This window comes from Candidatus Tisiphia endosymbiont of Neophilaenus lineatus (genome assembly GCF_964264975.1).
Classification (GTDB): Bacteria; Pseudomonadota; Alphaproteobacteria; order Rickettsiales; family Rickettsiaceae; genus Tisiphia.
The window spans coordinates 1,267,647-1,283,499 of the sequence record NZ_OZ183649.1; the positions used below are offsets into that span (position 1 = coordinate 1,267,647).

Genomic DNA, 15,853 nt, shown 5'->3' on the forward strand with positions numbered 1-15,853 from the left:
GTCGCAAGTTCTTAAATATATCCATATATCCATTCTTCAGTTTGACCATTAACATAGGTCTTCTTTTTGGTTTCAGCAGTAACAACTCGACCAGTGGCAGCACATTTTATCAATCCTCTAAATATATATTCTTTTTCTCCATATTTAAACGGTTTTTTATTCCAGTTAACACGTACCCTTTGGCAAGTATCAAATAGTTCTTTACTAATTATACCAATTATAATAATGAACACGGTGTATTTATCCAATCTCTATACATAATTGATTTTACTAAATCTACATTATGAGCAAGTTGATTCCAAGCGTAACAAGCCATAGTAACGATATCTTCATATACACCATAACAATTGGTTAGACAAGAAATGATTTTTAATCCATTCCCAAACTTGTTCCATTGCATTAAGTTCCGGTGCATAGGGTGGAAGCGGTATCAAAGTGATATTGCTTGGCACAGTGAGTTTTTTGGCTGTGTGCCAACCTGCATTATCCGTTAGTAAAGCTATATGTCGGTTGCCTTGAATACTGCGAGAAAGCTCTTCTAAGAATTTATTCATTGCCTGTGTGTTTGCATATGGTAAAATTAATGCACAAGCTTCTCCTGTCTCATGGCAAGCAGCTCCGTAAATATATGTTGAAATAAATTGCTGTTGCCGAACTTTACGGGGTCTAGTGCCACGCTTAGCCCATATACGAGTTAAGCTACCTTGTTGCCCAACTCTAGTTTCATCCTGAGACCATATATCAACTTTACATCTATCGATATTTTTTGCTAATAATTTTGTTAACATGTCTGGAAAGTTTTTTTATATCTATTTTGAGTCTCTTGATTTGATTTTGGATGCATTGAACGAGAAGTAATCCAGCTAAAACCAAGGCGGTGCATAGTATTGTAGACTGTTTTTAAAGCACATTTAGCACCATATTCCTCAAGTAACATGATATGTAGCTCTTTTCCAGTTATATACCCACCAGTTTTACTTTCACTGAGCGTATTGATTTTATCAAAAATAGCAGACTCTTGTTGTTAATCTTCCTAGGGGCACCGCTTCTTTGTGATTCAAATAATCCTTCAAAACCATGATGCCTAAATCTTCTGAGCGATGATTGCACAGTTTTCCAGTGTGACTTCACTATTTCAGATATGGCTTTAAAAGATTTGCCTAATTGAAGGTGATACATCGCCAATAAACGTATACGATTTCGACCATGCGGCTCATGTTTCATCATTTTTATAAAATCATGACCTTCAAAACCTTGTGGTAATATTAACCTAGCCATTTGAGTACCTTTTATCAGTTAAAAACCCATCTTAGACCACTGCGTTAATTATTGCAATTGGTATTATTTCAACATATATTTACGGAGCTGCTTGCCATGAGACAGGAGAAGCTTGTGCATTAATTTTACCATATGCAAACACACAGGCAATGAATAAATTCTTAGAAGAGCTTTCTCGCAGTATTCAAGGCAACCGACATATAGCTTTACTAACGGATAATGCAGGTTGGCACACAGCCAAAAAACTAACTGTGCCAAGCAATATCACTTTGATACCGCTTCCACCCTATGCACCGGAACTTAATGCAATGGAACAAGTTTGGGAATGGATTAAAAATCATTTCTTGTCTAACCAATGTTATGGTGTATATGAAGATATCGTTACTATGGCTTGTTACGCTTGGAATCAACTTGCTCATAATGTAGATTTAGTAAAATCAATTATGTATAGAGATTTGATAAATACACCGTGTTAATTATTGCAATTGGTATAAGGTATCTAGAAAGGGATAAAGATAGTAAGAAAGAGTTGTAATGAATAGTTGTAAAATGTAAAAGTTTGTATAAAATACTCCGTTAATAGATTTATAACTTAAAATAACAGAGCTATTTATAATCATAATTACATTGCAATTAGCAGTAAAGAAATTGTTAGAAGCAATATATGAGCAAGATTTTCTAAAATGCTCTTACGGATTTCGACCTAACTTAAGCTGTCATTCAGCAATAAAAGCCTTAAATGAAGTGGTAATGAAAAAGCCAATTAATTATGTTGTAGAAGTAGATATTAGGAAATTTTTCGATAACATAAATCATTATTGGTTGCAAAGGTGTTTAGAAGAAAGAATATTAGACAAGAATTTTATGTGGCTAATAAGAAGACTTTTAAAAGCTGGAGCAACTAAGGATGGTGTTGTTAGTAGCAGTGATCAAGGTATACTGCAAGGCTCAGTAGCAAGTCCAATACTTGCAAATATTTACTTACATTATGTCTTAGATCTATGGTTTGAGAAAGTCTTTAAGTCAAAAGCTAAAGGCTATGTTGAGTTAATAAGATACTGTGATGATTATGTGGTGTGTTGTGAAAGTGCTAAAGATGCAGAAGAATTTTTAAACTTACTACAAGATAGGCTAAAAGGTTTTGGATTAAGCATATCAGAAGAGAAAACAAGGAAGGTTAAGTTTGGTAGACGACCTTGGCAACTAGCAAGTAAAAGGAAAGAGAAAGTGGAGACATTTAACTTTCTTGGTTTTACTCACTATTGTGGAAAAAGTAGGCAAGGATACTTTGTAATGGGTCATAAGACAATGAAGAGTAGCTTTGCAAGAAAACTAAAAGAAACTCAAGAATGGTTAAAAGTCAATAAGATCGCAAATAGCTTTGAAAGAATGGTGGCCAACACTAAAATCAAAACTAACAGGACATTATAATTATGTTGGTATTAGCGGTAATTTTCAATCGATCTCTAAGTTTTACTATAGAACTGTACAAATGGTACATAAGTGGATAAACCGAAGAGGTAGTAGAAAAGTAAGCTATAAATGGTTTAAAAACTATTTGCAGTGGAATCCGCTACCAATGCCAAAAATAAAGTTTTCTTTATATGGTACTACTTCAAAGCAGAATAGCTATATTGAAGAGCCGTGTGTGGGAAAACCACAAGCACGGTTCTGTGAGGGCTATCATAGCAATGAAACTTTATTAATTAAAGGATGGTAAGAGCTATGATTTCTACTCGGCTATAACTCAAGCGGGAAATCTTACTCAAGATGTTCAGAATACGACTGTGATAGCCGATAAAGGATACGATAGTAGTGCATTTGTAGAAAGTTTAGAAAATAAGGGGTGTGAGATTGTTATACCACCAAAATCTAACCGTAAAGTACAACGTGAATATGATAAACATACTTATAAGGAACGATATTTAATTGAGTGCTTATTTGGTAAAATCAAACATTTTAGGCGTATATTTTCTAGATTTGATAAGGCTCCAGCCACTTTCTTAGCTTTTTTAAATTTTGTTGGAACTTTAATATGGTTACGTTAAAATTTTTGTCAACAGAACCTAGCTTAGAGAAAAAGTTTAGTCCAGAAGAATTGTTAAAATTTAACAGAAGTCATTGGTCATGCGAAAATAATTTAAACTGGATAAAAGATAAGGTTTTTGAAGAAGATAAGTCAAATATTAGTACTGGAAAGGCACCGTTAATAATGTCATTATTGAGGACAATAACTCTTGCTATAATAGCTATATTTTCAAATAAAATTACTGAAATTAGAGAAAATTTTAACAATTATAGACATAGGTTATTTAAATTATTCTCAACTTAAAGTTAGGTTTTTTAAACTGCCCTGAACCTAGAACAGCCTAATTAAAATATTATTTAGCCGAACCAATTTATTAAAGTAAAAGTGATAGCATAATGCATGACTGAAGCAAAGATTGCTGCTGCAATGTCATCTACCATAATACCAACACCCCCTTTGATATTAGCATCGAGCCAATTTATTGGCCATGGTTTTATTATATCAAAAAATCTAAATAACACTAAGGGCAAAGCAAATAAAAAGATAAAATTTATTAGTTGTGAACTTAAATATTTTGTAAGTCCTGAGTAGTTTACGAAAACCACAGAAAAACAACTTAGTATTATTGTTAGCATTTGACCAACTACCTCATCAATCACCACTTCTTTTGGATCGTCCTGTGTATCATACTGTATGTATATTGAAGAGAAGTACGTGCCTAATATACATAACAATAGGCAAATCAAAAGAGTAATAATAAAGAGAGTAATAAGTTGTGCTTGTAAAGTTGTGAAATTAGTAAATGAAAAAATTAGTTGATTAGTTATAGAAAGATATAAGATCAAGTAGCACAAAGGGAAAGCAGCTAAAGACCCAAATGTACCAGGACAATATTTTATTCTACCTATATAGAAAAAAGTTACAAAAAGTTCTACAAATTTTTTTCTTTTAGACATAATTCTGCTTAATTTTCTGATAATTCAAATAATTGATGCAAACAACGTATTGTTTTCTCGGTATCTAGGTCTTTTATTAGGATAGAAATTCTAATTTCTGAGATTTGTATCTTTTTCACTGATATATTTTCTTTTTCTAGTTCATTTAATACCATACCAAGTAGGGTCTGATCATTTTTAATACCATAACCAATAATTGATACTATAGAAATTTGACTATCAATGATAAAATTATTTATTTGATTAGTATTTTTTAGATCATCTAGTAAATGTTGTAATTTATTTTTATCGGATAGTTGGATAATGAAACTATATTGTATATTTGTCTTCATATTTTCCATTAATTCTAGGTGAATATTATGGTCAGCGATGAGTTTGCATATCTTAGAAAAACTCAATTGGGAGGATACCAGTAATTGTAATAACTTTTTGTTGGAAGTAATACCAGTAATTTGCCTATTTTCCATAATTTTATCTCTAGATGTTATTAGTGTACCATTTTTTTCGTGGTATAATGGGAATAAAAACGACGATAAAACGCGTATGGGTACATTATATCTAATAGCAACCTCTAAGGAACGTGGATGCAGCACTTTAGCTCCACAAGATGTAAATTCTAGCATTTCTTCAAAACTAATCTGTGATAATTTTGTTGCTCCCGGGACAATGCGAGGATCGGCAGTAAACACTCCTTCCACATCAGTGTATATATCACATCTATCAGCTTTCATAGCAGCTGCAATTAAAGAGGCGGTAGTATCTGATCCTCCTCGACCAAGCGTTGTCAACCTATTATTATTGGTAACACCTTGGAATCCAGCAACTATTGGAATGATGTTTTGCTTAATACATTCTATTAACAAACTAGTAGAGAGCTGTTCAACCAAAGCTTTGCTATAATTATCATTGGTTAGAATCGGTAATTGCCATGCCAGCACAGATCTTGCACTCATGCCTTGTTCTTGTAGTTTAAGGGCTAGTAAAGATGCTGTTACCATCTCCCCGCTACAAAGAGCGGCATCATATTCTGCAAGTTCTGAATTGGTCTTAAGACTAGAGACTTCATTACATAGAGTAACTAGTTGGTTGGTAACCCCGGTCATAGCTGAAACGACAATTATTACTTGATTGCCATGCTGCTTTTCAAGCTTAATTATTGGAATAATTTCTTTTATTCTTGCAATGTTAGCAACGGAAGTTCCACCAAATTTTTGAACTATTATTGACATAAATCTGCAAGCGTAATTTTCGATGTTATTCCTACGTAGGTAGCAGAACCTAAAACAATAGACCAAGAGGGTTTGTTAAACTTTTTTAGACCCCTGTCTACGCAGGGGTAACATTGTGTGGTGAATAGGGATGACATCTGCAGGCAGCAATAGCATCATCACTGTACAATATTGACTATTTTATAGTCTCTCTTACTAGAAAATTCTACTTTGCCTGCAATCAATGCAAATAACGTATGATCTCTACCAAGTCCAACATTTTTACCTGGGTAAAATTTAGTACCACGTTGTCTAACAATAATGTTACCTGGTATCACATATTGTCCATCATATTTTTTAACACCCAACCTACGACCGATCGAGTCTCTGCCGTTTCTAGAACTACCACCAGCTTTTTTAGTTGCCATTTATATATCCTTAAATAAATCCTATTATAGTTTAGTAATGTCTAATATTTTCAGTTCGGTCAATTCTTGCCTATGACCAGTCTTGCGACGATAATTCTGACGACGTTTTTTCTTAAAGACAATAACCTTACTATCTTTCAACTGGTTAGTAATTTCGGCAGTAACAAGAGCTCCTTTAACCATTGGCGTACCTATAAAAGATGGCTTTGAATCTTCACCAATCATCAATATTTGGTCAAATTGGATTTTTGCACCTCTTTCACCGTCAATTTTTTCTACTTTGATGACACTGTTTTTGCCGACTTTATACTGTTTCCCGCCTGATTTGACGATTGCGAACATGAAAAATATCCTAACTAAAATTTAAACACATTAAGTCGACATTATATTACCAGCAACGATTTTAGTCAATAGCAATTCGTAATTAAATAGATAATGCTATAAATAAAAGATAGCCCGTATTATTTATAATAATACAGTTTCTAATCATTATTATTGACCTTGTATTGTTGACATGATTAGTATACTCTTCTGCTCCTACGAATTGTTTTTTGAAAATACCATGGATTCGCATGTTCACCATTCATTTTCAAATCCAATTCTTCAAATCATTTGAGTATAACAACGATAGTTGCTTGCCTTATCACAACCACACATTCTGTCTTCTATACTATAATTTTATTTTGGTTTTACTATTACTTATTTTGGATTTATTTGTTGACTCTTCAGTTGTCTTACACTTTTCTTGTTGTTCAAGTATGCTCAAAATACTTTTGATATACAGTTCGATATCCTCTAAGTGATACACTACGCTTAAAATGTTATCAGCTCTTTTACTGGTTACAGCACTTAACTGTTGTAGTTCTTTAAATAAACGAGATGTATCTGCCTTAGCTTTGCCAAATATATTTGAGAAATCTTTACTAGTTATATTTATCTGATGCAAATATTTCAAAGATATTATGATTAATAAACCTTCAATAATAATTAATATTATTGCTAAGTATTGCTGCCACATTCTAATTTCTTATTGTTTTGTTATGATATCGCTTCAACATGTTTTTTTGTGAACTATCTTGTTCTTTTAATATTGGGATTAAAATATCTTGAGTTGCATCTTGCTTTCCATACATACTACCCCAATTCGTAATAAGAATTAGTTAATTCTTATTACGAATTGGCTTTAATATAAGGAAAAATGCATTCTTGAAGCAATTCTGCAAGTGCATTTTAACTTTTTTCACCATTCAATATGTGATTTTAATTATTAAAATCACATATTGAATGGAGTGTTATATTTTAATAATCAGGTGTAGAACCGCTTCAAACCTGACTGTATATAACCTGAATTCGATGTAACTTGTTACATCGAATTCAGGTTATTTAAATAAATACTTTGACAAACTACTTTACCTTGTACAAACTTTAGTATATCAATACAGTTAATACTTATAATATTATGCATAATGTTATATATTTATTTTCAGTATATATAAATACATAATATTGTCAACTGAAATGTCTAACTAAATTCATTTATTTATAAGAATGTCACACTTAATTATTAAGAAAAATATTGAAAGGCTATTAAAAGAAAAAAATTGGCGTGTTGCTGATCTTGAAAATAAGATTGGACAAGGTAGAAGCGTTACAAATATATTCAGGGGTACTTCCAAAAATCCTACTATAGAAGTATTGCAATCTATAGCAGGTGCTTTTAATATTGAAATTCAAGAATTATTATTAGATCACGATAACCAAGATTCTATACTTAATATTTCTTTGCTTCGTGATACTTGTGATAAAATCATTAATGAACTTGAGCTAATTCACTATCCTATTGCTGTAAGGTATAGTAACGTATTTGCTCTTATTAAAGAAGTATACGAATATTCTTCACAGTTGAGTTTAAATAAAGCTGATGAAAATTTTACTAAATGGCTTATTCAAAAACATTATAAAAAATAACTCTAATATTTAGATTAACACTGGGTTCTAGAGCATTATTCACTTCAGACAATATGCTTTTATGGGCATACTCCATATCATTTTTTACTCCTAGGGTGATCAGAACCAAAATATGTCAAAAGAAGTGAGTAAAAATAAGTGCATTGTATATGTCTGTCACTTTTATTGGTTAATTTCGTAGCAGTTTTTGCTGCCTGAGAGAAGGCATAACTTACATTATCCATATTGCCGATGTTTTTAATATTAAATATGTTCCAATAAATATTTTTAGCTAATCTATAATTAATCATAGCCTCTTCTGCTTTCCCTAAAGTACTGAATATATTTGCTTTTACTACTAAAGCATTAGCTAAAAATATATCTATGGAATTCTCTAACTCATTTTCCCTATTGTTTCTATCTTGGTCTTGTATCAGTATATCAACTGCTTTTACTATATGTTTCCAAGCATCATTCTGCCTCTTTATACCAATTGCAATAATTAACACGGTGTTATAAAATGGGTTTTTAACTGATAAATAGGTACTCAAATAGCTAGGTTAATATTACCGCAAGGTTTTGAAGGTCATGATTTTATAAAAATGATGAAACATGAGCCGCATGGTCGAAATCGTATACGTTTATTGGCGATGTATCATACCAATTGCAATAATGAACACGGTGTATTTATCCAATCTCTATACATAATTGATTTTACTAAATCTACATTATGAGCAAGTTGATTCCAAGCGTAACAAGCCATAGTAACGATATCTTCATATACACCATAACATTGGTTAGACAAGAAATGATTTTTAATCCATTCCCAAACTTGTTCCATTGCATTAAGTTCCGGTGCATAGGGCGGAAGCGGTATCAAAGTGATATTGCTTGGCACAGTTAGTTTTTTGGCTGTGTGCCAACCTGCATTATCCGTTAGTAAAGCTATATGTCGGTTGCCTTGAATACTGCGAGAAAGCTCTTCTAAGAATTTATTCATTGCCTGTGTGTTTGCATATGGTAAAATTAATGCACAAGCTTCTCCTGTCTCATGGCAAGCAGCTCCGTAAATATATGTTGAAATAAATTGCTGTTGCCGAACTTTACGGGGTCTAGTGCCACGCTTAGCCCATATACGAGTTAAGCTACCTTGTTGCCCAACTCTAGTTTCATCCTGAGACCATATATCAACTTTACATCTATCGATATTTTTTGCTAATAATTTTGTTAACATGTCTGGAAAGTTTTTTTATATCTATTTTGAGTCTCTTGATTTGATTTTGGATGCATTGAACGAGAAGTAATCCAGCTAAAACCAAGGTGGTGCATAGTATTGTAGACTGTTTTTAAAGCACATTTAGCACCATATTCCTCAACTAATACTAATTGCAATAATGAACACGGTGTTATAAAATGGGTTTTTAACTGATAAATAGGTACTCAAATAGCTAGGTTAATATTACCGCAAGGTTTTGAAGGTCATGATTTTATAAAAATGATGAAACATGAGCCGCATGGTCGAAATCGTATACGTTTATTGGCGATGTATCACCTTCAATTAGGCAAATCTTTTAAAGCCATATCTGAAATAGTGAAGTCACACTGGAAAACCATGCAATCATCGCTCAGAAGATTTAGGCATCATGGTTTTGAAGGATTATTTGAATAACAAAGAAGCGGTGCCCCTAGGAAGATTAACACTATACAAGAATCTGCTCTTTTTGATAAAATCAATACGCTCAGTAAAAGTAAAACTGGTGGGTATATAACTGGAAAAGAGCTACATATCATGTTACTTGAGGAATATGGTGCTAAATGTGCTTTCAAAACAGTCTACAATACTATGCACCGCCTTGGTTTTAGCTGGATTACTTCTCGTTCAATGCATCCAAAATCAAATCAAGAGACTCAAAATAGATATAAGAAAACTTTCCAGACATGTTAACAAAATTATTAGCAAAAAATATCGATAGATGTAAAGTTGATATATGGTCTCAGGATGAAACTAGAGTTGGGCAACAAGGTAGCTTAACTCGTATATGGGCTAAGCGTGGCACTAGACCCCGTAAAGTTCGGCAACAGCAATTTATTTCAACATATATTTACGGAGCTGCTTGCCATGAGACAGGAGAAGCTTGTGCATTAATTTTACCATATGCAAACACACAGGCAATGAATAAATTCTTAGAAGAGCTTTCTCGCAGTATTCAAGGCAACCGACATATAGCTTTACTAACGGATAATGCAGGTTGGCACACAGCCAAAAAACTAACTGTGCCAAGCAATATCACTTTGATACCGCTTCCGCCCTATGCACCGGAACTTAATGCAATGGAACAAGTTTGGGAATGGATTAAAAATCATTTCTTGTCTAACCAATGTTATGGTGTATATGAAGATATCGTTACTATGGCTTGTTACGCTTGGAATCAACTTGCTCATAATGTAGATTTAGTAAAATCAATTATGTATAGAGATTGGATAAATACACCGTGTTAATTATTGCAATTGGTATAACATGATATGTAGCTCCTTTCCAGTTATATACCCACCAGTTTTACTTTCACTGAGCGTATTGATTTTATCAAAAATAGTAGACTCTTGTATACTGTTAATCTTCCTAGGGGCACCGCTTCTTTGTGATTCAAATAATCCTTCAAAACCATGATTCCTAAAGCTTCTGAGCCATGATTGCATGGTTTTCCAGTGTGACTTCACTATTTCAGATATGGCTTTAAAAGATTTGCCTAATTGAAGGTGATACATCGCCAATAAACGTATACGATTTCGACCATGCGGCTCATGTTTCATCATTTTTATAAAATCATGACCTTCAAAACCTTGCGGTAATATTAACCTAGCTATTTGAGTACCTATTTATCAGTTAAAAACCCATTTTATAACACCGTGTTAATTATTGCAATTGGTATTACTTGAGGCATATGGTGCTAAATGTGCTGTAAAAACAGTCTACAATACTATGCACCGCCTTGGTTTTAGCTGGATTACTTCTCATTCAATGCATCCAAAGTCAAATCAAGAGACTCAAAATAGATATAAAAAAACTTTCCAGACATGTTAACAAAATTATTAGCAAAAAATATCGATAGATGTAAAGTTGATATATGGTCTCAGGATGAAACTAGAGTTGGGCAACAAGGTAGCTTAACTCGTATATGGGCTAAGCGTGGCACTAGACCCCGTAAAGTTCGGCAACAGCAATTTATTTCAACATATATTTACGGAGCTGCTTGCCATGAGACAGGAGAAGCTTGTGCATTAATTTTACCATATGCAAACACACAGGCAATGAATAAATTCTTAGAAGAGCTTTCTCGCAGTATTCAAGGCAACCGACATATAGCTTTACTAACGGATAATGCAGGTTGGCACACAGCCAAAAAACTAACTGTGCCAAGCAATATCACTTTGATACCGCTTCCGCCCTATGCACCGGAACTTAATGCAATGGAACAAGTTTGGGAATGGATTAAAAATCATTTCTTGTCTAACCAATGTTATGGTGTATATGAAGATATCGTTACTATGGCTTGTTACGCTTGGAATCAACTTGCTCATAATGTAGATTTAGTAAAATCAATTATGTATAGAGATTGGATAAATACACCGTGTTAATTATTGCAATTGGTATTAATCCGAAATTGAGGTTAAAAAGTATCCTAAACCAGTAAAAGAGTCAATCATTTATTATTAGAGGGAGTTGGTAAACTAAATGTCATATAATTTCACCTTATGCGGAATATAGAAGAGATTGAAAAAACTGCAATATAGAATATACTAAATACAAAAATTGATTACAATGATACAACACTATCATTACTCCGTCATTGCAAGGAGCCACTTTAGTGGCAACGAAGCAATCCAGAAAATTGACTAAAAATGGATTACTTCGTTGGTTCATATCACGTCTCCTCGCAATAACGCCAGTTTACTATGGTTAAATGCTAATAGGGCTAGCTATACAAATTAGTACATTTATGGATAACAAAAAAGACACTACCCTAAAAGATGAAAAAGAAAAGCCAAAGGAAATAGGTGGTTTTAAAGGTCAAGAACCCACTACCCACGGAGATTGGCAGCATAAAGGTAGAGTAACTGATTTTTAAAGAATTTATGCCAAGTTTTCATCAAGCCAAAATCCTACCATATAATGTACAAGAATTATTTCACTTAGTTCTTGACGTAAAGTCATATCCCGAATTCTTACCATGGTGTAGGGCGGCTAGAATCATCTCAGAGAGTGAGAATCAAATTATAGCTGAATTAGTAATTCATTTAAAAGGTTTTTCAGACAATTATCAATCAAGAATTATATACTCAAATGATTTGAATAAGCAAAGATATTCCATTGAAGTAGAGGCAATCTCCGGACCATTTAAATATTTAAAAAATTTATGGCAATTTTCTCAAGAAGATAATGGTAGTAAAATAGAGTTCTTTATTGATTTTAAGATGAAATTTGCAATATTTGACAAGTTAGTTAATATATTTTTTACTGATGCTACTGAAAAAATGGTTGATGCATTTGAAAAAAGGGCAGATACTATGTTAACTAAAATAAACTTAGCAAACTACTCTTGAAATAGGGATCAAAATAGCCTAAAAGGCTATTAGATACTATAGATTTCTGCCTTCGTGGGAATGACATCATGCCAATTCGGGATAAGAATTAACTAATTCTTATCCCGAATTGGGGTACATCGAGAGTGTATTTAGGGTTTACATAAAAAATTTATAAAACCAAGAGTTTAATTTATGTCCTCTTTGCAATATAAACGAGTCCTATTAAAAGTTTCTGGCGAAGCCTTAATGGGCAACAAACAATTTGGTCATGAGTACTCTATAATCTTAGGAATTGCTGAAGATATAAAGGAAGCAATTGATCTTGGAATAGAAGTATGTGTGGTCGTTGGCGGTGGCAATATTTATCGTGGCACTGATATCTTATTTGGCATGGAAAGAGCTGCTGGTGATTATATTGGCATGCTTGGCACGGTAATAAACGCACTTACTCTACAAAATATTATGGAAAGTTTGGGTGTTCATACTAGAGTCCTTTCTGCAATCCCTATGATGAGCGTTTGTGAGCCTTATATACGTCGTAAAGCAAAAAAACATATAGAAAAAGGTAGAGTAGTAATTTTTGCCGGCGGTACTGGTAATCCATTTTGCACTACTGATAGTGCAGCTGTTTTAAGAGCAATTGAAATGAGCTGTGATTTATTACTAAAAGGTACTAAGGTTAATGGTGTATATAATGCAGATCCGACAAAGAACCTTAATGCAGTGAAATATTCTACTATTAGCTATACTAATCTTTTACAAGATAATTTACAAGTTATGGATATTGCTGCTATTGCTGTGGCTAGAGAAAACAACTTGCCAATTAAGGTATTTTCTATTAAAGAGAAAGGTAATTTTGCAAAAGTACTGCAAGGAAAAGGTGAATATACAAAAATTCAAGAAGGTGAATAAAATATGGATAAAGCAACTATACATAAAGAATTGCAGTCAAAAATGGATAGTTCGATAAGAGTATTAGATCACGAACTCAAGGGACTCAGAACTAGTCGAGCTTCAGTTAACTTACTTGACCCTGTATTGGTTGAAGCATATGGCGATAAAGTATCATTGTCGCAAGTAGCAAGTCTCTCAACTCCAGATGCACGAACTATTACTGTACAAGTGTGGGATAAATCTATAGTAAAATTTGTAGAAAAAGCTATTATAGATACAAATTTGGGTCTAAACCCATCATCAGATGGACAGCTAATAAGAATCACAATACCGTTACTTACTGAAGAACGCCGCAAAGAACTTGTTAAATTTGCTCACAAATATGGAGAAAATACTAAAATTGCCTTGCGTAATATAAGAAGGGATGGTAATGAAGATTTAAAAAAGTTAGAAAAAAACAGTATCATAACTGAAGATGAACAACATAACCTATCAGAAGAAATCCAAAAATTAACTGATGAGTATAGTAATAAAGTGGACTTGCATGTTAAACAAAAAGAACAAGAAATACTGACTATTTAAGTCTAAAAATAGGTGTCATTCCTCAAAGAGATGTCACCTAAATGACTTAGGTATATTTTTTCATAAAATAGCCATAAACTATTAGTGCAAACATATTTCATGCTATAATGACTATATTATTTAAGGTATATAATGATTACAAATGAAGAAGTACAAAAAATAGCAAAACTTGCTAGGTTTAATTTTACCCAAAAAGAGATAAGCAGTTTTGCCCGTCAATTAACTGAGATGATGAATATGATCAACATTTTAAACGATGTAGACTGTAGTAACGTTGAACCACTTACTTCTGTTTGTGATATGCACCAAAGAATGCGAAAAGACCAAGTGTTGTATGGTGACATTTCTGATGAATTATTTGCTAATGTGCCTAATGATAAGGCAGAACTTGCCAAAGAAGTAAAATGTTTTGTTGTCCCAAAAGTAGTAGAGTAAAATATGTCGGAAATTATAAAATTAACCATCACACAAGCCCTTAAAGCCTTAAAGAATAAAGAATTTTCGTGTGTTGAGCTGACTAAAGCACATATTAAAGAAATGGACAAACATAAAGAGTTAAATGCTTATATTACTGAAACTACAGATATTGCTTTAGAGCAATCTAAAATTGCTGATCAAAATTATCATAATGGAATAGCAAGACCCTTAGAAGGAATTCCTATTGCTGTAAAAGATCTTTTTTGTACAAAAGGAGTACTAACTACTGCCGCCTCAAAAATACTCAGCAACTTTGTACCAACATATGAATCTACTGTAAGTAAAAATGTTCAAGATCACGGTACAATAATGCTTGGTAAGGCTAATATGGATGAATTTGCCATGGGATCGGCTAATATTACTAGCTATTTTGGTAACGTTATTAGTCCTTGGAAAGCGATAGATGCACCTACAACTCCGGTAGTCCCTGGTGGGTCTTCTGGAGGCTCGTCAGCTGCTGTCAGTAGCTTTTTAGCTATGGCAGCTCTTGGAAGTGATACAGGAGGTTCTGTTCGCCAACCTGCAAGTTATACTGGGATTGTCGGATTCAAACCAACATATGGTCGTTGTTCTAGATATGGTATGATTGCTTTTGCCAGTTCGCTTGACCAAGCTGGAGTACTTACAAGAACTGTTGAAGATACTGCTTTAATGCTACAAGCCATGATTGGTTTTGATGAAAAGGATTCTACTTCTATAAACTCTAAAATACTAGAGCTACGATCGGCATGTAATAGTAGTGCAAAAAACATGAAAATAGGTGTACCATTTGATATTATGAAACAAGATGGTATACAACCAGATATTATTAAGATGTGGCAGCATACTATTGATATTCTAAAAAACGATGGGGCAGAAATTATTGATATTTCATTACCCTATTCTAAATATGCTCTAGCTGCATATTACATTATAGCACCTGCTGAAACCTCATCTAATTTATCTAGATATGATGGTATAAGATATGGAATCAGGGTAGGAAATGAAGGAATATCCATTGAGGAAATGTATGAAAAAACAAGAACTGCTGGCTTTGGTGCTGAAGTTAAAAGACGTATTATGATTGGTACTTATTTACTTTCATCTGCTTTTATGGATGCTTATTACTTAAAAGCCCAAAAAATAAGACGCTTGATTTCAGATGATTTCAAGAAAGCTTTTGCACAAGTTGAAGCAATAATTTTGCCATCTGCACCATCCGAAGCTTTTAACTTAGGTGAGAAACAAGATAATCCTGTGACAATGTATTTAAACGATTTATTTACTATTCCAGCTAGTCTTGCCGGTCTTCCTTGTTGCTCTGTACCTGCTGCATTATCTTCTAGAGGTTTGCCTCTTGGCATGCAAGTAATAGGAAAAGCCCTTGATGAATATAATACTCTAAAGGTAGCAGCAGCAATTGAGCGTGGTTCAAGAGATATTAGTTTTGTATATTCTAATAAACGCTAAAGTTATCGGAGTTAATTTGAT

31 protein-coding genes are annotated in these 15,853 nt (G+C 33.2%); 17 read left to right on the top strand and 14 right to left on the bottom strand.

The window, feature by feature from the left end; translation table 11 throughout:
• Positions 1-11: 11 nt before the first annotated feature.
• Genes ACFE3K_RS07355 through ACFE3K_RS07375 form a run of 5 tightly spaced genes read right to left on the bottom strand, consistent with a single transcriptional unit; the run spans position 12 to position 1,278 of the window.
• A complete protein-coding gene (locus tag ACFE3K_RS07355; protein ID WP_375358820.1) occupies positions 12-233 on the bottom strand; it encodes a hypothetical protein in 222 nt (73 codons plus the stop codon).
• Complete coding sequence (locus tag ACFE3K_RS07360; protein WP_375359541.1) at positions 218-400, bottom strand: hypothetical protein; 183 nt, start codon at positions 398-400, stop codon at positions 218-220. The genes ACFE3K_RS07355 and ACFE3K_RS07360 overlap by 16 nt, the downstream gene beginning before the upstream one ends.
• Positions 330-788, bottom strand: a complete 459-nt coding sequence (locus tag ACFE3K_RS07365) for an IS630 family transposase (RefSeq protein ID WP_375358821.1) — start codon at positions 786-788, stop codon at positions 330-332. The genes ACFE3K_RS07360 and ACFE3K_RS07365 overlap by 71 nt, the downstream gene beginning before the upstream one ends.
• A complete protein-coding gene (locus tag ACFE3K_RS07370) occupies positions 782-937 on the bottom strand; it encodes a helix-turn-helix domain-containing protein (RefSeq protein WP_375358822.1) in 156 nt (51 codons plus the stop codon). Before ACFE3K_RS07370 ends, ACFE3K_RS07365 begins: the two co-directional genes overlap by 7 nt.
• A 20-nt stretch (positions 938-957) precedes the next feature.
• Positions 958-1,278: a helix-turn-helix domain-containing protein gene (locus tag ACFE3K_RS07375; protein ID WP_375358823.1), complete on the bottom strand. Its 321-nt coding sequence runs from the start codon at positions 1,276-1,278 to the stop codon at positions 958-960.
• 77 nt (positions 1,279-1,355) lie between these two features.
• On the opposite strand from ACFE3K_RS07375, the gene ACFE3K_RS07380 reads away from it, so the two are divergent.
• From ACFE3K_RS07380 to ACFE3K_RS07400, 5 genes are all read left to right on the top strand, one after another.
• Positions 1,356-1,754, top strand: a complete 399-nt coding sequence (locus ACFE3K_RS07380) for a transposase (RefSeq protein ID WP_375359522.1) — start codon at positions 1,356-1,358, stop codon at positions 1,752-1,754.
• A gap of 151 nt (positions 1,755-1,905) precedes the next feature.
• Positions 1,906-2,709, top strand: coding sequence for a reverse transcriptase domain-containing protein (locus ACFE3K_RS07385; protein ID WP_375358824.1), 804 nt, complete (start codon positions 1,906-1,908; stop codon positions 2,707-2,709).
• A complete protein-coding gene (locus ACFE3K_RS07390) occupies positions 2,660-2,998 on the top strand; it encodes a hypothetical protein (protein WP_375358825.1) in 339 nt (112 codons plus the stop codon). The genes ACFE3K_RS07385 and ACFE3K_RS07390 overlap by 50 nt, the downstream gene beginning before the upstream one ends.
• Before the next feature lie 22 nt (positions 2,999-3,020).
• Positions 3,021-3,326 (top strand): transposase, encoded by a 306-nt coding sequence (locus tag ACFE3K_RS07395; protein WP_375359523.1) that lies wholly within the window; start codon positions 3,021-3,023, stop codon positions 3,324-3,326.
• Positions 3,327-3,331: 5 nt separating this feature from the next.
• Positions 3,332-3,610, top strand: coding sequence for a hypothetical protein (locus ACFE3K_RS07400; RefSeq protein WP_375358826.1), 279 nt, complete (start codon positions 3,332-3,334; stop codon positions 3,608-3,610).
• 53 nt (positions 3,611-3,663) lie between these two features.
• Here the strand turns inward: ACFE3K_RS07400 and ACFE3K_RS07405 are convergent, their stop codons facing one another.
• The 5 genes from ACFE3K_RS07405 to ACFE3K_RS07425 all read right to left on the bottom strand — a co-directional run bounded on the left by ACFE3K_RS07405 (position 3,664) and on the right by ACFE3K_RS07425 (position 6,917).
• Positions 3,664-4,263, bottom strand: a complete 600-nt coding sequence (locus ACFE3K_RS07405; RefSeq protein WP_375358827.1) for a phosphatidylglycerophosphatase A — start codon at positions 4,261-4,263, stop codon at positions 3,664-3,666.
• An 8-nt stretch (positions 4,264-4,271) separates the two neighbouring features.
• Positions 4,272-5,492, bottom strand: a complete 1,221-nt coding sequence (locus ACFE3K_RS07410) for an aspartate kinase (RefSeq protein WP_375358828.1) — start codon at positions 5,490-5,492, stop codon at positions 4,272-4,274.
• Positions 5,493-5,650: 158 nt separating this feature from the next.
• Positions 5,651-5,899: a 50S ribosomal protein L27 gene (gene rpmA / locus ACFE3K_RS07415; protein WP_341755317.1), complete on the bottom strand. Its 249-nt coding sequence runs from the start codon at positions 5,897-5,899 to the stop codon at positions 5,651-5,653.
• A 24-nt stretch (positions 5,900-5,923) separates the two neighbouring features.
• Entirely contained in the window at positions 5,924-6,241 is a 318-nt protein-coding gene (gene rplU / locus ACFE3K_RS07420) for a 50S ribosomal protein L21 (protein WP_375358829.1), read from the bottom strand.
• Positions 6,242-6,569: 328 nt separating this feature from the next.
• The gene (locus ACFE3K_RS07425) at positions 6,570-6,917 is read right to left on the bottom strand and encodes a hypothetical protein (RefSeq protein ID WP_375358830.1); all 348 of its coding nucleotides are present in this window, start codon (positions 6,915-6,917) and stop codon (positions 6,570-6,572) included.
• A 530-nt stretch (positions 6,918-7,447) separates the two neighbouring features.
• Between ACFE3K_RS07425 and ACFE3K_RS07430 the strand changes: the two genes are divergently transcribed.
• Complete coding sequence (locus ACFE3K_RS07430; protein WP_341755318.1) at positions 7,448-7,867, top strand: helix-turn-helix transcriptional regulator; 420 nt, start codon at positions 7,448-7,450, stop codon at positions 7,865-7,867.
• A 77-nt stretch (positions 7,868-7,944) separates the two neighbouring features.
• Here ACFE3K_RS07430 and ACFE3K_RS07435 read toward each other — a convergent pair whose 3' ends face one another.
• From ACFE3K_RS07435 to ACFE3K_RS07445, 3 genes are all read right to left on the bottom strand, one after another.
• Positions 7,945-8,355, bottom strand: a complete 411-nt coding sequence (locus ACFE3K_RS07435) for a hypothetical protein (RefSeq protein ID WP_375358831.1) — start codon at positions 8,353-8,355, stop codon at positions 7,945-7,947.
• A 146-nt stretch (positions 8,356-8,501) separates the two neighbouring features.
• The gene (locus ACFE3K_RS07440; RefSeq protein ID WP_375358393.1) at positions 8,502-9,080 is read right to left on the bottom strand and encodes an IS630 family transposase; all 579 of its coding nucleotides are present in this window, start codon (positions 9,078-9,080) and stop codon (positions 8,502-8,504) included.
• Complete coding sequence (locus ACFE3K_RS07445) at positions 9,074-9,238, bottom strand: winged helix-turn-helix domain-containing protein (RefSeq protein ID WP_375358832.1); 165 nt, start codon at positions 9,236-9,238, stop codon at positions 9,074-9,076. The genes ACFE3K_RS07440 and ACFE3K_RS07445 overlap by 7 nt, the downstream gene beginning before the upstream one ends.
• 103 nt (positions 9,239-9,341) lie before the next feature.
• Between ACFE3K_RS07445 and ACFE3K_RS07450 the strand changes: the two genes are divergently transcribed.
• From ACFE3K_RS07450 to ACFE3K_RS07460, 3 genes are all read left to right on the top strand, one after another.
• Positions 9,342-9,515, top strand: a complete 174-nt coding sequence (locus ACFE3K_RS07450) for a hypothetical protein (RefSeq protein WP_375358833.1) — start codon at positions 9,342-9,344, stop codon at positions 9,513-9,515.
• A gap of 96 nt (positions 9,516-9,611) precedes the next feature.
• On the top strand, positions 9,612-9,791 hold the full coding sequence (locus tag ACFE3K_RS07455) for a helix-turn-helix domain-containing protein (protein ID WP_375359472.1): 180 nt from the start codon (positions 9,612-9,614) through the stop codon (positions 9,789-9,791).
• The gene (locus ACFE3K_RS07460; protein WP_375358342.1) at positions 9,785-10,345 is read left to right on the top strand and encodes an IS630 family transposase; all 561 of its coding nucleotides are present in this window, start codon (positions 9,785-9,787) and stop codon (positions 10,343-10,345) included. Before ACFE3K_RS07455 ends, ACFE3K_RS07460 begins: the two co-directional genes overlap by 7 nt.
• Here the strand turns inward: ACFE3K_RS07460 and ACFE3K_RS07465 are convergent, their stop codons facing one another.
• Positions 10,346-10,660 carry a helix-turn-helix domain-containing protein gene (locus ACFE3K_RS07465; RefSeq protein ID WP_375358834.1) on the bottom strand — a complete coding sequence of 105 codons (315 nt, stop codon included), beginning with the start codon at positions 10,658-10,660 and terminating at the stop codon, positions 10,346-10,348.
• Positions 10,661-10,763: 103 nt separating this feature from the next.
• Between ACFE3K_RS07465 and ACFE3K_RS07470 the strand changes: the two genes are divergently transcribed.
• The 8 genes from ACFE3K_RS07470 (at position 10,764) to gatA (ending at position 15,832) form a co-directional block, all read left to right on the top strand.
• Positions 10,764-10,928 (top strand): winged helix-turn-helix domain-containing protein, encoded by a 165-nt coding sequence (locus tag ACFE3K_RS07470; RefSeq protein ID WP_375358835.1) that lies wholly within the window; start codon positions 10,764-10,766, stop codon positions 10,926-10,928.
• The gene (locus ACFE3K_RS07475; RefSeq protein ID WP_375358342.1) at positions 10,922-11,482 is read left to right on the top strand and encodes an IS630 family transposase; all 561 of its coding nucleotides are present in this window, start codon (positions 10,922-10,924) and stop codon (positions 11,480-11,482) included. Before ACFE3K_RS07470 ends, ACFE3K_RS07475 begins: the two co-directional genes overlap by 7 nt.
• Before the next feature lie 362 nt (positions 11,483-11,844).
• On the top strand, positions 11,845-11,973 hold the full coding sequence (locus ACFE3K_RS07480) for a DUF1674 domain-containing protein (RefSeq protein WP_375358836.1): 129 nt from the start codon (positions 11,845-11,847) through the stop codon (positions 11,971-11,973).
• A gap of 7 nt (positions 11,974-11,980) precedes the next feature.
• Positions 11,981-12,448 (top strand): type II toxin-antitoxin system RatA family toxin, encoded by a 468-nt coding sequence (locus ACFE3K_RS07485; protein WP_375358837.1) that lies wholly within the window; start codon positions 11,981-11,983, stop codon positions 12,446-12,448.
• 174 nt (positions 12,449-12,622) lie between these two features.
• Positions 12,623-13,342: a UMP kinase gene (gene pyrH / locus ACFE3K_RS07490; RefSeq protein ID WP_375358838.1), complete on the top strand. Its 720-nt coding sequence runs from the start codon at positions 12,623-12,625 to the stop codon at positions 13,340-13,342.
• 3 nt (positions 13,343-13,345) lie between these two features.
• Complete coding sequence (frr, locus tag ACFE3K_RS07495) at positions 13,346-13,906, top strand: ribosome recycling factor (RefSeq protein WP_375358839.1); 561 nt, start codon at positions 13,346-13,348, stop codon at positions 13,904-13,906.
• A 132-nt stretch (positions 13,907-14,038) separates the two neighbouring features.
• Positions 14,039-14,341 carry an Asp-tRNA(Asn)/Glu-tRNA(Gln) amidotransferase subunit GatC gene (gene gatC, locus ACFE3K_RS07500; protein ID WP_375358840.1) on the top strand — a complete coding sequence of 101 codons (303 nt, stop codon included), beginning with the start codon at positions 14,039-14,041 and terminating at the stop codon, positions 14,339-14,341.
• A gap of 3 nt (positions 14,342-14,344) precedes the next feature.
• On the top strand, positions 14,345-15,832 hold the full coding sequence (gene gatA, locus ACFE3K_RS07505) for an Asp-tRNA(Asn)/Glu-tRNA(Gln) amidotransferase subunit GatA (protein ID WP_375358841.1): 1,488 nt from the start codon (positions 14,345-14,347) through the stop codon (positions 15,830-15,832).
• The last annotated feature ends 21 nt before the right edge of the window (positions 15,833-15,853 follow it).